Consider the following 15487-nt stretch of genomic DNA (forward strand, 5'->3'; position numbering starts at 1 on the left):
TTTAAGTAGTCGAAAGAGGTGAAAAATATGAGAGAAGGCATACATCCAAAATACAACCACGAAGCTGTAGTTAAGTGTGCATGTGGAAATACTTTTACAACTGGTTCAGTTAAAGATGAACTTAAAGTAGAAATATGCTCTAAATGCCACCCATTCTTCACTGGTAAACAAAAAATCATTGATGTTGGCGGAAGAGTTGACAAATTCAATAAGAGATTTAATCTTAACAAATAGAAATTCTGGGAAAGACTTAGTCTTTCCCATTTTTCTTTTATTTCTTAAATTTTTCTTTTGTTTCTTAAATTTCTCTTAGAATTTTACTTTTCTATGCTTTATTTTAAAATTTGTATTATAATATAATGGTAATTATTTATTATGTTATTTTAGAAAAGTGAGTGTTATATGATCATGAAGAAAATTTTAATATTAACTACTTCTACAGGAGAAGGTCATAATCAAGCAGCAAGTTCTATATCTAGTTCCTTTGAAAAGTCTGGTTACGAAATAATACGTCATGACTTTTTAAAGAACAATAGTAAAATTCTAACTAGATTATTTATTACAGGATATGAAATATCAGCTTCATTATTTCCTAAAACTTATGGGGTTGGATACAAAATTACAGATACAAAGTTTACAAATAAATTACTATCTATAGTATTTTCTTTTACTAGAAAAAAATTATTAAAGCTTATTAACTCTACTAATCCCGACATTATCTTGGTTACTCATCCATTTGCTGTAAATATAATGGGCTCTCTTAAAAGAAAAGGCCTAGATAAACCAACTATAGTTATAGTAACGGATTTTAAAGCTCATTCAACTTATATTGATAAGAATATAGATGCGTATATAACAGCAAGTGAATATACAAGAAAAGAGTTATCTAATAGAGGAATAGATTCTAGAATAATTTTTCCATTTGGAATTCCTGTAAAAGATGAATTTTTAGAAAATAATTTTGACGTTAAAACTGCTAAAAATGATGATTACTTTAATATTTTATTAATGAGTGGTAGCATGGGACTAAAAAATATTTCTTACGTTTTAAAAGAATTGTTAAATAATTCAAATAAACTTAGGATAACGGTAGTTTGTGGTAGAAATGAAAATCTAAAAGAAACTTTACTAAATGAATATAAGTATTCAATTAAAGATAAAAAACTTCACATATTAGGTTTTTCTAAAGATATAGATTCTTTAATGGAATACTCTGATTTAATAATAAGTAAACCTGGTGGTTTGACAGTAAGTGAAGCTATAAATAAAAACTTACCTTTATTAATTCCATTTGCTATTCCTGGACAAGAAACAGAAAACGTAGAATTTTTAACTTCTAACGGCTATGCCCTATATGTAGATAATCTACTTGAATTAAATTTAGAAATAGATAATTTAATTTCTAGCCCTAAAGAATTAGAACAAATGCGTTTTAAACTATCTAAATTATCTTCTTGTTATTCTAAACAAAGTATAGTAGATTTAGCTGATAAATTAATATTAAAGTAATAAATGCGTATAAGAGTAATTCCCTTATACGCATTTTATTATTTCTTTTCTATTTCACTTTTTGTAAATATACTTATAAACTCTTTATTACTTTTAGTTTTAGAAAGCATATTTATTAATTTTTCTGTTACATTTTCTACATTTCCATCTCTATACATAACTCTTCTTATAGAATATGCAACTTCTTTTTCTTCTTCTGATAGAATTAAGTCTTCTTTTCTAGTTCCTGACTTGTATATATCTATTGCTGGGAAGATTCTTCTTTCTTGAAGCTTTCTATCTAGATGCACTTCCATGTTGCCTGTTCCTTTAAACTCTTCGAATATCATATCATCCATCCTAGAACCTGTATCAACTAAAGCAGTTGCAAGTATAGTTAAACTTCCACCTTCTTCTATGTTTCTTGCTGCTCCAAAGAACTTTTTAGGCATTATTAACGCTCCTGGATCTAATCCACCTGATAAAGTTCTACCAGTTGGAGTAATAGTTAAATTATATGCTCTAGATAATCTTGTTAAACTATCTAATAATATAACTACATCTTTTCCTTGTTCAACCATTCTTTTAGCTCTTTCTAATACCATTTGAGAAACCTTAGCATGGTTTTGAGGCTCCTCATCAAAAGTTGAATAAATAACATCTCCATTTATAGATCTCTTCATATCTGTTACTTCTTCTGGTCTTTCATCTATAAGTAAAACTATTAGCTTTACATCTGGGTAATTTTTAGATATATTTTGAGCAACTTTCTTTAATAAAGTAGTCTTACCTGCCTTAGGAGGAGCAACTATTATTCCCCTTTGTCCCTTACCTATAGGACAAATTATATCCATAAGTCTTGATGATAAATCACCTTCATTATCAGTTTCTAAATGTAATCTTGCTTGTGGATAAATAGGCGTTAAAGTCTCAAAAGATTTTCTTCCAACAGCTCTTTCAGGATTTTCTCCATTTACTCTTTCAACATAAAGTAATGCCTTGAATTTTTCTCCTTCTTTTGCTTCTCTAACTTTTCCTTCTACCTCATCCCCAGTTCTAAGATTAAATCTTCTTATTTGAGAAGGAGATACATAAATATCATTTTCACCTGTTTGATAATTGTTACATCTTAAAAACCCAAAGCTATTATTTTCTAATATCTCTAACACTCCTTTTGCAGTATTAGATTCATTTATCATAACCTTTAATCTTTCTCTTTTCTCTTCTTTATTTTCTTCTTTATTTTCTTCTTTATTTTCTTCTTTATTTTCCTTAGTAAAAGGATTATTTGTTGCGCTTATATCTTCTACTCTTACCTTAGGAGTTATCTTTTCTTGTAATATTACACCATTCTTTTCTATACTTTTTGGTGAATTCTCAATTATTGCATCTATTAATTCGCTTTTTTTAAGCTTACTTATATTTTTTATATTAAGCTCTTTGGCTATTTCTTTTAATTCTGCTAAAGTTTTTCTTTCATATGTTTCTTTAGTCAAAACTACACCTCCATATATTATTTTTATTTATAGCATAATTATAGTTAATAAAATTAACTATGATACAAATCAAAGTTTTAAATAGTTTATTAATTTCACTTGGGATATTTTCAGATATAAATTTAAAGATATGAATCTCATAGATTTTATATATGTACCTATATTATGAATTAATATAATTAATTTTTCAAGATAATTTTATTAATTGCTTTATTACTATTATTTCCTAATTTATCATTTTAATACTTACATATTTAAAAGGACTATCTTAAATTATAAGATAGTCCATTAAACAACTGTTTATTACTAACTTGCTTTTTCTTCTGTCTTCTTTCTAAACATAACATATCCAACTCCAGATATGAATAAAGCAAATATTAATAAATTTATTGGATTTTGTCCTCCTGTAGCTGGTAAATTGTTTGGGTTATTGTTATCCCCCTTATTTCCATTATTATCTGTTTCTCCTGTACTTCCATTTTCTCCTGTATTTCCGCCTTCTTCAGGTTTTGTATTATCCTTTGTATCATCAACACCAGCTATTAAAAGTTCTTGTATCTTGGTATTTACACCATTAGCTTTCCACTCTTTTATTATCTCATCTCTCATAACTAAGTTAGTATCTACCATATTTCTTGCATTACTAAAGTTATATCCATCTCCGCCACTTGCCATAAAGTCATTAGTTACTACCTTGTAATATTTATTCATATCTAAAGGTGTACCATCTGCTAACCTAATAGATGTAACTCTTTCACCTGCTTTAGCATCTTGATCATACCAAACCTTTATTCCTGAGAATTGACCCCATCCCATATTGCCTGGCATTATTCCATGTTCTATAGCAGTTTTAATATCTGAACCTTTTAATTCCATTGTAAATAAAGTGTTATCAAATGGCATTATTGTATATAAATTTCCCATTGTTAAAACACCTGCTGATAATGGAGCTCTTATTCCACCTCCATTTGTTATAGCTATATCTGAATTAGTTATTTTTCTCATTGCTTCTGCTATAACTGTTCCAAGTGGTGTTAATCCATTATAACTATCATGATCTAAATCAATACTTAAATCAGTTATCTTTTCATCTAGTATAGGTTTTAATTCATTTCTATACTTATTTACTATATTTAAAACAGTTTCATCTGGAGCTATATTTGCACTTCTCTTATATAGTTCATCTAAATTAGAACTAACTGCTAAAAGCTTACCAGCTTCATCAAAATCAAATGAAAGTGTTCCTAATCCTCTTCCATTATATCCAGCTTCAATTATATTTATATTATTTACTTTTGCTTTAGTGAATTGATGGTCATGCGCTGCTATTATTCCATCTACATTACTTACAGCCTTAGCTAGATCTACTGCTTCTCCAGTTACTTCTTTTGTTGCAGTGTCTTGTTTAGCTCCTAAATGTGAAAGTACAACTACTGCATTTACTTTATCTTGTTCCTTTAGTTGTTTCGCATATTTATTAACTACTTCTGCTGGATCTAAGAAACTTAAATCCTTTACATTTTCTGGTGTTGTTTTATAAGCAGTTTCTGGTGTTGTTATTCCTATTATACCTATTTTTAAACCATCTGCTTCAATAATCTTATAAGGTTTTGCCCAATCTACAGCTTTTCCTGTTGCCTTATCAACGATATTAGCCGCTAAGAATTCAAATTCACCATCTTTAGCCCATTTTTGTATATTTTCTTTTCCCCAGTCAAATTCATGATTACCAATTGCTGATCCCTTTAATTTTATTTCCTTTAAGAACTCAGTTACAGGTGCTCCATGAGTTAAATTAGATATAGCAGTTCCTTGATATAAATCTCCTGCTGATAATGGGATTGCTTCATAATTTGTTGAATCATTTAAAGATGTTCTATCTTTAATAGCAGTTGCTAATTTAGCAGCTCCTACATTCTTACCACTTTCTTCAACATTTCCATGAAAATCATTGAAACTCATTATATCAACTCTCTTTGTATTTAGAGCCTTTAAAACATCATTCCAAGTTAAACTCTTTACATTTGGAGTTCTTCCATCTTCTGATTTAGGTATTTGTAATTTTCCTTCATTAACTAGTTTTACTACTTGTGCTCTTAAGGCCTCATCATAAGTGACTCCTGTTAACTTCCAGTTGTTATCTATATTTCTTTTTATAGTTCCATCATTAACTTTAACTATATAATCAGTTATTAAATCTCTCATATCTGAGATTTTATCATTATTTGTATCATATATTTTTTCATGTGTTCCTGGTTCAAATACAGGATTTGTAGTTGCATTAAGTATTGAATCATATCTATAGTTATTTACTGATAAATAAACTATATCATTATCTCCAACAGCTTTTCCATCTTTTTCAAACTTTACATTTTCAATTCTTTTTCCTGCTGGCTTAGAAATATTTATTTCATAACTAATACCATCAAACATATCATATTGATACAATCTTATATCAGGATTTAATGATACTGTTAAATCTCCAGTTTTAAATGTATTATATATGGATGATGTCCATTCCATAAATCTCTTAAGTTGCTTTCCATTTGTTTTTATTGTGTAAAGCTTATTATCATATTTATATATATTTGATACATCTGATTTCTTTATGTCTCCAGATAACATATTTGAACTTGCATCAAATAATGCTGCTGCAGACACTTGATATCCTGTATTAGGATCTATCCCCTTTGATTCTAAGTGTTTTTTGCTGTTATATAATTGAACTTCATTTACTAAGTCAGTTATACCTTGATCTCTAACCAAAGATTCTGGAATATCAGCTATTTCATTTTTGTCTGCTAAACTTGGTCCTTCTAATTTACCAATAACGATACTAGCATCTGCCTTTGCTCTATTGTCATATTCTTTTAAAGCTTCTGATAAAATTTTATCTTCAGCTACATCCTTATTTACAGATATAAATGATCCTACTTTATCTTTTATTTCATATCCATTATTTTCAGTTGCTTTTAAAGTGATTTCTACTTTACCTAAACTTCCAGCATTATTGGTTGGTTGAATTAAAATTGCATTTCCAGCAGTTTTATTAACATTGGTTTCATGACTATGTCCCATAACAATTACATCAACATCAGGATTTGCTTCAGCAAGTTCCTTTGCTGAATCTCCCTTGCCATATTCACCATTGAACCCCATATGTGCTGTAACTACATATACATCAGCACCACCAGCTGCTTTTATTTCATTGATAACCTTCGCAACTTCTTCAGTTGGATTAGTAGGTGTATAACCAACTAAATTTGGTCCATCCCACTTGTCAATATGTGGAGTAGCAACGCCAATTGTTGCAACCTTTATTCCATTAGGCAATTCTTTGATTGTATATGCATCAAAAACTCTATTTCCATCCTTGTATAAATTGGCACATAAAACCTTTACATTATCTTTGATTTGATTCGTTATTTTAAATAACTTGTCCATACCAAAATTAAATTCATGATTTCCTAAATTAAATGAATCATATCCTATATCTTTCATTGCTAGCATCATAGGATTTTTTTCATCATTTAAAAATAAATGATTGTAATTTCCTTGAATGTTATCTCCATTATCAACAAGTATAGTATTCGGATTTTTCTCTCTTTGTTGGTCTACTAATGTTGATATTTGAGTTAATCCTCCATATGATGTTGTTGCTCTTGCATAATCATATGGAACAAATTTTCCATGTAAATCTGTAGTTGCAAGAATTTGAACTGTTTCAGTATTTAATTCTTCAGCAGCTGCTTTTACTAAATTCATTGGTAAATTACCCATTATAAAAGTAAAAGCTACTGCAGAAGCTAAGAATTTTTTTAGGTTTCCCTTAATTCTCATTTTACCCCTCCTAATTTTTTATTTATGTTATTATTAATAATAACCATAAAAATAGACATCTAAAGTACTTCGATATAAATTATAATATCTCTAGTTAATACTTCAGATGTCGTTAATAAAAGTAGTTTTAAAATTTATTACTTTAATGATATTAATGCTTTTACTTCATTAATATGATTAAAAACTAAATTAACAGTTAATGACCATACCATATAATAAAATTATATATTTCGCTATTTCTTATTACTATTTTCCCAATCACTTAAGAATTTTTCTATCCCTATGTCAGTTAATGGATTTTTAGTCATTTGTACTAAAACATTGTATGGTATTGTAGCTATATGAGCTCCAGCTAAAGCAGCTTCTATACTGTGTATAGGATTTCTAACGCTTGCAGCTATAATTTCAGTCTCTATATTATGTGTTTTAAAAACTGATGCAATTTCTTTTACAAGTTCAATACCTTTACTTCCTATATCATCTACTCTTCCAATAAAAGGACTTACATAACTAGCTCCTGCTCTAGAAGCCAATAAAGCTTGTGCAGTAGAGAATATTAATGTAACATTAGTTTTTATTCCCTTAGAAGATAATATTTTAACTGCCTTTAGTCCATCTATAGTCATAGGTACCTTTATAACAATGTTTGGATGAATTTTAGATAGCTCAAGTGCTTCATTTACCATTTCATCATATTTAAGACTAATTACTTCTGCGCTTATAGGTCCGTCAACTATAGTAGTTATTTCTTTTATAACTTCCTTAAAATCTCTTCCTTCTTTTGCTATTAAAGAAGGATTTGTGGTAACACCACAAATCACCCCCATATCATTTGCAGATATAATTTCATCTACATTTGCTGTATCTATAAATATTTTCATAGCTTAAACCTCCATATCCTTTCTTATCTCTTACCAGCATCAAATGGTTCACCAGAAGCCTTTGGAGCTTGTGATGATTTAGAGAATAGTACTAATGCTATTAAAGTAACAACGTATGGGAAAATCTTCAATAATACACCTGGTATAGATGCTAATGATGGTATAACTTGAGATACGTTTGCTATAGTTGAAGCAAATCCGAAGAATAAAGTTGCTCCTAGTATCCCCATAGGTTTCCATTGTCCAAATATTAATGCTGCTAAAGCTAGGAATCCAAGACCAGCAACATTTCCGTTAAACTCACCAGAATATGTTACTAATATTATAGCTCCACCTAAAGCTGATAATCCTCCAGATATCATAACACCTATATATCTCATTTTGAATACGCTTATACCAGCTGCCGCTGCCGCTTGCGGATGTTCCCCACAAGCTCTTAATCTTAATCCAAAACTTGTTTTATATAATAAGAATACACTTAGTATTAAAATTGCTATTACAAGCCATGTTGTTGCATAAGTTTTAGTAAAGAAAAGTGGCCCTATTACAGGTATATTTGATAATACTGGTATATCTTTTGGAATAAATCCATTTGTTACTCTTATATTACCACTACCAGTCATATTTCTTGCTAAGAATACTGTTAATGCTCCAGCTATCATATTTATTGCTGTACCACTAATTACTTGATTAGCATTTAAGTTTATACTTGCAAATGCATGTAATAAGGAGAATAAAACTCCTGCTAAAGTTGCAACTAAAAGACCTATCCATAAAGCCCCTGCAACTCCGTTTGCTTGTAGTTTTGATACTGTTAATGCTCCAGCAAATGAACCTATTATCATAAGTCCATCTAATCCTATATTTATAACTCCACTTCTTTCACAGTAAAGTGCTCCTAACGCTGTTATTAAAAGAGGCACTGTAAAAGAAATTGCATATGGAAAAATTTGTTGTATTATGCTCCACATTATTTTTCCACCACCCTTTCAGCAGAACTATTTTTACCTTTTGAATCGTCATCTTTTTTTGATTTTTTAAATCTTTTTATTACTTTATCCATTATCATACTTGTTGCTGCAAAGTAAATTATTGTTGCCATTATAGTGTCTGCAAGTTCTGGTGGTACCTTTACCGCAGCATTCATAAATCCTTTTCCAACATATAGTACTCCAAAGAATAACGCTGAGAAGAAAACTCCAATAGGGTTACTTGCTCCAAGTAATGCAACTGCTATTCCATCAAAACCTTGAGTTGGCATAACTCCTATTTGCATTATATTTGCGTTACCTGTATATTGTATAGCACCTGCAAGACCTGATAATGCTCCAGCTATCATCATAGAAACAATTATATTTCTATTAACAGGCATACCAGCATATTCTGCTCCAAATCTATTAAATCCAACAGCTTTTAATTCATATCCTAAAACTGTTTTATTTAATATAAACCAAACAACAAAAACTGCTGTTATTGCTAAGAAAATCCCTAAATTTATATATGATCCACTAAATATACTTGATAACCAAGAAACTCTTAAAGTAGCTGTTTCTGGTAACATTCTTGATTCAGTTTCTAAGAATTCTCCTTTAAAATATTTTGGGATGTTATAGTAAACTATCCAATAAGCTATCCAGTTCATCATTATTGATGATACAACTTCGTGAACGTTGAATTTAGCCTTTAATAATCCTGGAACTGTAGCCCATAATGCTCCTCCTAAGATTCCTACTAATACAACTATAGGAACAAGTAAAGCTTTAGGTAAATCCAGTGTTAAACCTACAGCAATTGAGCAAAATCCTCCAAATAGCATTTGTCCGGGAGCCCCTATGTTAAATAATCCTGTTTTAAATGCAAAGGCAACTGAAAGCCCTGTAAGTACTAATGGAGTTGCAGTAGCTATAGTGTTACCTATTCTCTCTAGGTTCATTAATCCGCCTTTAAATAAATACTCGTACCCTTCAACAGGATTAAATCCCATGATTACCATTAATATGGCACCTGCAATAAGACCTAAGATTACAGCCATTACAGATTTTAAACCTTGATTTTTTTCCATTAGCTTTCACCTCTCTTTATTCCTGCCATCATTAATCCAACTTCGTTTTCGTCTGTTTCAGAGGCATTTACTACTCCTATTAGTTCACCATTGTTAACAATAGCAATTCTATCTGAAACGTTTAGTACTTCATCTAATTCTAGTGATACTAAAAGTACAGCTTTCCCACTATCTCTTTGCTCAACAAGCCTTTTGTGTATGTATTCTATTGATCCTACATCTAATCCTCTTGTTGGTTGAACAGCTATTAATAAATCTGGATTTGATTGAACTTCACGTCCAATTATTCCTTTTTGCTGATTTCCACCTGATAAAGATCTAGCCATAGATTTTCCACCTTCACCTGATCTTACATCAAAGGTTTCTATAATGTTATTTGCATATTCTGTTATTTTACTTCTATTTATAAGTCCATTTTTAGAAAACGGTTCATTTTTATAAACTTTAAGAACCATGTTATCTTCCATAGTATAATCAAGAATTAGTCCTCTTTTATGTCTATCTTCTGGAATATGTGCTATTCCATCGTCAATTCTATCTCTTATTGAAGTTTTAGTAATATCCCTTCCGTTAAAGAATATTGCTCCACTTTCTATTTCTCTCATTCCCGTTATAGCTTCAACTATCTCAGTCTGTCCATTTCCTTCTACACCAGCTATACCAACTATTTCTCCTTTTCTTACTTCTAAAGAAAAGTCCTTTAATCCTAATACTTTTTTATTATTTTTAACTGATAAATTTTCAATTTTTAATACCTCTTCCCCTGGGGTTGACGGTTTTTTATTTACTTTAAAGGATACTTGTCTACCTACCATCATTTTTGCCATATCAGCTTCAGTAGTAGTTTTTACATCAACTGTTCCTATACATTTACCTCTTCTTATAACAGTACATCTATCTGCAGCGGCTTTGATTTCTTTTAGCTTATGTGTAATTAATATTATTGATTTACCTTCTTTTATAAGGTTTTTCATTATTTCAATTAAGTCTTCTATTTCTTGAGGAGTTAAAACTGCCGTTGGCTCGTCGAAAATAAGCACATCAGCGTTTCTGTATAACATTTTTAAGATTTCAACACGTTGTTGCATACCAACAGATATATCTTCTATCTTTGCATATGGGTCAACATTTAATCCATAAGTTTTTGATAACTCATCTATTCTTTTAGCTGCACTTTTTACATCAACTGTTAAGAATTTTTTTGGTTCAAGACCTAATATAATATTTTCTGTTACAGTAAAGTTTTCAACTAGTTTAAAATGCTGATGAACCATACCTATTCCTAAATCATTTGCTACATTCGGACTAGAAATTTTCACTTCTTTTCCATTTACTTTTATTATTCCAGCCTCTGGTTGATACATTCCAAATAACATTCCCATTAATGTAGATTTACCAGCACCGTTTTCTCCTAAAAGAGCATGGATTTCTCCCTTTTTTAGCTGTAAAGTTACATTATCATTTGCTATAATTCCTGGAAACTCTTTTCGAATGTTAAGCATTTCTACTACATATTCCATATAATTCACCGCTTTCTCCTTATTAATACTTAATTTAGGAAATTTAAAGGCTAAACCCTTAAATTTCCTTATAAAACTACTTAATTAAATCTCCTTGCTTATCTGATACAGTAATCTTTCCGTCTTTAATTTGTTTAAGTACTTCATCAACTTTATCTGAAGTTTCTTTACTTAAATTAGGATTTTCTTTTGGAAGTCCTATACCATCATTTTTAGCATCAAATATTAAAGTTTTTCCACCTGGGAAGTTTCCATCTAATTCAGCTTTAATCATATCATAAGCAGCTGTATCTATCATTTTCATAGCTGAAGTTAATATTACAGATTTATTGTCTTTATAAATACCATCTGCATATTGGTCACTGTCAACACCTATTATCCATGCTTCTTTTCCAGCGTTAGCTCTAGCTTTAGCTTCATTTATAGCTCCAACTCCAACTCCACCAGCTGCTGTAAATATTGCTTTAACTCCATTATCAAACATAGTTGCAGCTAATTGTTGACCTGCAGCAACATTATCAAATGATCCTTGATATACTACATTTTCTTTCTTTATATTCATTTTTGTTCCAAAATTTTCATTAGCATATTTAACACCTTGTTGGAATCCCCAGTTAAACTTTTGAGGTGCTGGTATTTCCATACCACCTATAAATCCTAGTTCTCCTTCTTTTAATTGAAGTGCTGTTGCAACACCTGCTAAGAATCCAGTTTCTTGCTCAGCGAAGAATATAGCAACTGTATTATCAGCTACAACTGGTTTAAAGTCTCCACTATGTGGATTACCATCTAGTATTACAAATTTAGCATCTTTATATTTATCTTGTGCTTTAAATACAGCTGTTTCAAATTTAAATCCAGGAGTAACTATAAATTTATATCCTGTGTCATAAAGATTTCCTATTTCTTTAATATAATCAGCCTCTGTTGTTCCAGTTGGTTTTAAATAATTAGTTTCAACCTTTAAATCTGTTTGTGCCTTCTTTATACCTTCCCAAGTACCTTGGTTAAATGACTTGTCATCAATAGTACCCGCATCAGTAACCATACCTACTTTTAAGTCTTTTTTAGTTTCCTTTGGTGCTTCTCCACCTTTGTTACCACAACCTACTAAACCAGTAACCATAAGTGCTGAAAGTGTTAGTGCTATTAGCTTTTTTTTCATAATAATCCCTCCATAAAATAATATATAGCAATCTTTGATCTACAAAGAAATGCATCGTTTTAAATTATAATACTTGCGATTGATACCGCTTACAAATAAAGTTAAAGTTTTATTTACTTACTTTTTCTTCAGATCCATTTAAAATTAATTTAGGTGGTATTTTTATACGAGTTATTTTATTTTTTTCTTCTGATTCAAATATCTCTAAAAGTAGTTTAATAGCTGACCTTCCTAGTTCTATAGGTGAATCCTCTACATAAGTTAAATTAATTCCAACTATATCTATGAATTCAATTTTATTAAAACCAACTAAAGCCATATCTTTAGGAATCTTTTTATTTTTTTCAAATAAAGCTTTAATTGCACCTAAAGTCATCATATTACTACATGCAATTAATGCTGTAGGTGGATCTTCCATTTCTAAAAACTCTTTAGTTATTTCATAAGCTTTATCTAGATTAAATTTTCCTTCTTTTATATATTTAGTTATTATGGGTAAATTATTTTCCTTTAATGCTTTTTTGTATCCATTTACTCTATTTATTGCCGAACTTGAGCTTATTATTCCTGTTATTATACCTATTTTTTTATGACCTTTTTTTATTAATAAGTCAGTTGCATCAAATCCACCCTTAATATCATCAACAAAGACTCCATTTAAATTTATATAATTTAAATCTGCAGAAACTAGTATAATAGGCATACTTGTACTCTTTATAATATCTATAAATATATCTTCGAACTTAGTGTCTCCAAAACCCGGAGTCATTATTACACCTTTTAATCTATGTTTCTTAACTTCATCCAATGCCTTTAATTCGCTTTTTATATCGTTATTAGTATTGAACAGTATTATATTTAAACCAACTTCTTCTGCAATTTTACTTATACCCTTTATTATTTCTCCAAAATAAGGATTTGTTATATCAGGAACTATTATTCCTATGGTGCTAGTCTCCCTTCTTGAAAGGCTTCTAGCTATAGCGCTTGGAACATAATTCATTTCTTCTATAACTTTTAAAACCTTTTCCTTAGTTTCATCTTTTACATATGATGAATTATTTAAGACCCTAGATATAGTTGCAGAAGAAACACCTGCTTTTTTTGCTATATCATCTATAGTTACTGCCATTTCAATTCTCCTTATACATTTAATGAGATTAGCAAAATTTCCCTTATATCCATATTATATATCTATTTCATTCACTTATACTAGCCCTAAATTTTATTATATATAACTTTTGATAATTTTTTCTATATTTTCAGATGTAAGTCCATGCTTTTCTAATAATTCATTAGGTGTACCTGATTCACCAAACAAATCATTTATTCCAAGCTTGATAACCTTTGTTGGCTCAAATTCTGCCGTAACGCTAGCTACTGCTTCTCCAAGTCCTCCTATTATTGAATGTTCTTCACATGTAAGTATAAACTTAGTTTCTTTGGCAGCCTTTATTATGATTTCCTTATCTATAGGTTTTATAGTTGGAATATGAATTAATCTTACATTAACTCCTCTTTCTTTTAAGTTAGAAACTGCTTTTTTCGCCATAGCTGTCATTATCCCAGTAGAGATTATAGTACAATCATTACCTTCCTCTATAGAAATCCCCTTGCCATATTGAAAACTGTAATCATCATCAAATATATCTTCACTATTAAGTCTTCCTAATCTTATATATATAGGTCCCTTATAGTTAGCTGCAAACTTAACTGCTTCTATAGTTTCTTTTTCATCTGCTGGAACTAATATCGTCATATTAGGTAATGATCTCATAAGTGCTATGTCTTCTATAGATTGATGAGAGCCACCATCTTCACCAACTGTTATTCCAGCATGAGTTGCTGCTATTTTTACATTAGCCTTAGGATAGCATACTGAGTTTCTTATTACTTCAAAAGCCCTGCCAGATGCAAAAACTGCAAATGTACTGGCAAAGGGAATTTTTCCATATCTAGCTAATCCAGCACTCATCCCTATAAGATTTTGCTCTGCAATTCCTGCATTTATAAATCTTTCAGGATAAGCTTTTGCAAAGTCACATGTTTTTGTAGATTTAGAAAGGTCTGCATCTAAAACTACTATATCTTCATTTTCTTCTCCTAACTGAAGAAGTGCTTTTCCATATGCCTCACGTGTAGCTATTCCCATATTTATTCCTCCCTTATTTCATTTTCTATTTCATATAATGCTTTTTCTTTTTGATCACTATTAGGAGCTGTTCCATGCCATTCAACTTTATTTTCCATAAAAGAAACTCCCTTACCTTTTATGGTATTAGCTATAATAACGGTTGGCTTACCTTTTGACTCTCTAGCTTTTTCTAACGCATTTTCTATTTCGTCAAATTTATGTCCATCTACTATTTCTACATTCCATCCAAATCCCTTAAACTTTTCATCTAAAGGCTGAACCTTCATTACATCATCATTTTTCCCATCTATTTGCAGTTTGTTATTATCTATAAATGCTACTAAGTTGTCTAACTTATAATGCGCTGCACTCATAAATGCTTCCCAAACTATTCCCTCTTGTAGTTCTCCATCACCTAATAGAGCATAAACTCTATTTTTATCTTCATTTATTTTTGAAGCTATAGCTAAACCTACTGCATTAGATATTCCTTGTCCCAATGATCCAGTAGAAATGTCTACAGCTTTTATCTTTTTACTATCTGGATGTCCTTGTAAAATGGATCCAATCTTTCTTAAGTTTTTCACTTCATTTTTATCAATTAAATCCTTTTCAATCAAGGTTGAGTATAAAGCAGGAGCTGCATGCCCCTTGCTTAATACAAAATAATCTCTTTCTTTACTATCTAATTTATTTTTATCTATATTCATTTCTTTAAAATATAAATATGTTAGTATTTCTACAGCTGATAATGATCCACCAGGATGTCCTGATTTTGACTCAGCTATCATTTCTATTATATTTTTTCTTATATTTATAGAATGTTCTTTTAAATTATTATACATAAGAATGCCTCCTACAAATTATTTAGATGATTAGGAATCCTATATTAAAATTTTTG

At 30.0% G+C, this 15487-nt stretch carries 12 protein-coding genes; 2 read left to right on the forward strand and 10 right to left on the reverse strand.

Features of this window, described 5'->3' with window-relative positions:
* Positions 1-27 precede the first annotated feature (27 nt).
* Positions 28-234 (forward strand): 50S ribosomal protein L31, encoded by a 207-nt coding sequence (gene rpmE / locus ACH36K_RS18275; RefSeq protein WP_008676589.1) that lies wholly within the window; start codon positions 28-30, stop codon positions 232-234.
* A gap of 174 nt (positions 235-408) precedes the next feature.
* Positions 409-1509: an MGDG synthase family glycosyltransferase gene (locus ACH36K_RS18280; protein WP_411169000.1), complete on the forward strand. Its 1101-nt coding sequence runs from the start codon at positions 409-411 to the stop codon at positions 1507-1509.
* 38 nt (positions 1510-1547) lie between these two features.
* Here the strand turns inward: ACH36K_RS18280 and rho are convergent, their stop codons facing one another.
* The 10 genes from rho to ACH36K_RS18330 form a co-directional block, all read right to left on the reverse strand.
* Positions 1548-2984 carry a transcription termination factor Rho gene (gene rho, locus ACH36K_RS18285; protein WP_411169001.1) on the reverse strand — a complete coding sequence of 479 codons (1437 nt, stop codon included), beginning with the start codon at positions 2982-2984 and terminating at the stop codon, positions 1548-1550.
* 306 nt (positions 2985-3290) lie between these two features.
* Positions 3291-6824, reverse strand: a complete 3534-nt coding sequence (locus tag ACH36K_RS18290; protein WP_411169002.1) for a 5'-nucleotidase C-terminal domain-containing protein — start codon at positions 6822-6824, stop codon at positions 3291-3293.
* 233 nt (positions 6825-7057) lie between these two features.
* On the reverse strand, positions 7058-7705 hold the full coding sequence (gene fsa, locus ACH36K_RS18295; protein WP_411169003.1) for a fructose-6-phosphate aldolase: 648 nt from the start codon (positions 7703-7705) through the stop codon (positions 7058-7060).
* Between the two features lie 23 nt (positions 7706-7728).
* Positions 7729-8676, reverse strand: a complete 948-nt coding sequence (locus tag ACH36K_RS18300; protein WP_411169004.1) for an ABC transporter permease — start codon at positions 8674-8676, stop codon at positions 7729-7731.
* A complete protein-coding gene (locus ACH36K_RS18305) occupies positions 8676-9767 on the reverse strand; it encodes an ABC transporter permease (protein ID WP_411169005.1) in 1092 nt (363 codons plus the stop codon). Before ACH36K_RS18305 ends, ACH36K_RS18300 begins: the two co-directional genes overlap by 1 nt.
* The gene (locus ACH36K_RS18310; RefSeq protein ID WP_322412477.1) at positions 9767-11287 is read right to left on the reverse strand and encodes an ABC transporter ATP-binding protein; all 1521 of its coding nucleotides are present in this window, start codon (positions 11285-11287) and stop codon (positions 9767-9769) included. Before ACH36K_RS18310 ends, ACH36K_RS18305 begins: the two co-directional genes overlap by 1 nt.
* Positions 11288-11363: 76 nt before the next feature.
* Complete coding sequence (locus ACH36K_RS18315) at positions 11364-12452, reverse strand: BMP family ABC transporter substrate-binding protein (protein ID WP_411169006.1); 1089 nt, start codon at positions 12450-12452, stop codon at positions 11364-11366.
* A gap of 109 nt (positions 12453-12561) precedes the next feature.
* Entirely contained in the window at positions 12562-13584 is a 1023-nt protein-coding gene (locus ACH36K_RS18320) for a LacI family DNA-binding transcriptional regulator (RefSeq protein ID WP_411169007.1), read from the reverse strand.
* 96 nt (positions 13585-13680) lie between these two features.
* A complete protein-coding gene (locus ACH36K_RS18325; RefSeq protein ID WP_411169008.1) occupies positions 13681-14604 on the reverse strand; it encodes a transketolase family protein in 924 nt (307 codons plus the stop codon).
* A gap of 2 nt (positions 14605-14606) precedes the next feature.
* Positions 14607-15431 (reverse strand): transketolase, encoded by an 825-nt coding sequence (locus ACH36K_RS18330; RefSeq protein ID WP_411169009.1) that lies wholly within the window; start codon positions 15429-15431, stop codon positions 14607-14609.
* Positions 15432-15487 lie beyond the last annotated feature (56 nt).

The sequence above is a fragment of the Clostridium sp. MB05 genome, from assembly GCF_046581255.1.
Lineage (GTDB): Bacteria > Bacillota > Clostridia > Clostridiales > Clostridiaceae > Clostridium.

Bases quoted from the DNA above. Each gene is read 5' to 3' on its own strand.
- ACH36K_RS18315 (WP_411169006.1), bottom strand. From the start codon at position 12,452: ATGAAAAAAAAGCTAATAGCACTAACACTTTCAGCACTTATGGTTACT.
- ACH36K_RS18300 (WP_411169004.1), bottom strand. From the start codon at position 8,676: ATGTGGAGCATAATACAACAAATTTTTCCATATGCAATTTCTTTTACA.
- ACH36K_RS18330 (WP_411169009.1), bottom strand. From the start codon at position 15,431: ATGTATAATAATTTAAAAGAACATTCTATAAATATAAGAAAAAATATA.
- ACH36K_RS18280 (WP_411169000.1), top strand. From the start codon at position 409: ATGAAGAAAATTTTAATATTAACTACTTCTACAGGAGAAGGTCATAAT.
- ACH36K_RS18325 (WP_411169008.1), bottom strand. From the start codon at position 14,604: ATGGGAATAGCTACACGTGAGGCATATGGAAAAGCACTTCTTCAGTTA.
- fsa (WP_411169003.1), bottom strand. From the start codon at position 7,705: ATGAAAATATTTATAGATACAGCAAATGTAGATGAAATTATATCTGCA.
- rpmE (WP_008676589.1), top strand. From the start codon at position 28: ATGAGAGAAGGCATACATCCAAAATACAACCACGAAGCTGTAGTTAAG.
- ACH36K_RS18290 (WP_411169002.1), bottom strand. From the start codon at position 6,824: ATGAGAATTAAGGGAAACCTAAAAAAATTCTTAGCTTCTGCAGTAGCT.
- ACH36K_RS18320 (WP_411169007.1), bottom strand. From the start codon at position 13,584: ATGGCAGTAACTATAGATGATATAGCAAAAAAAGCAGGTGTTTCTTCT.
- ACH36K_RS18305 (WP_411169005.1), bottom strand. From the start codon at position 9,767: ATGGAAAAAAATCAAGGTTTAAAATCTGTAATGGCTGTAATCTTAGGT.
- ACH36K_RS18310 (WP_322412477.1), bottom strand. From the start codon at position 11,287: ATGGAATATGTAGTAGAAATGCTTAACATTCGAAAAGAGTTTCCAGGA.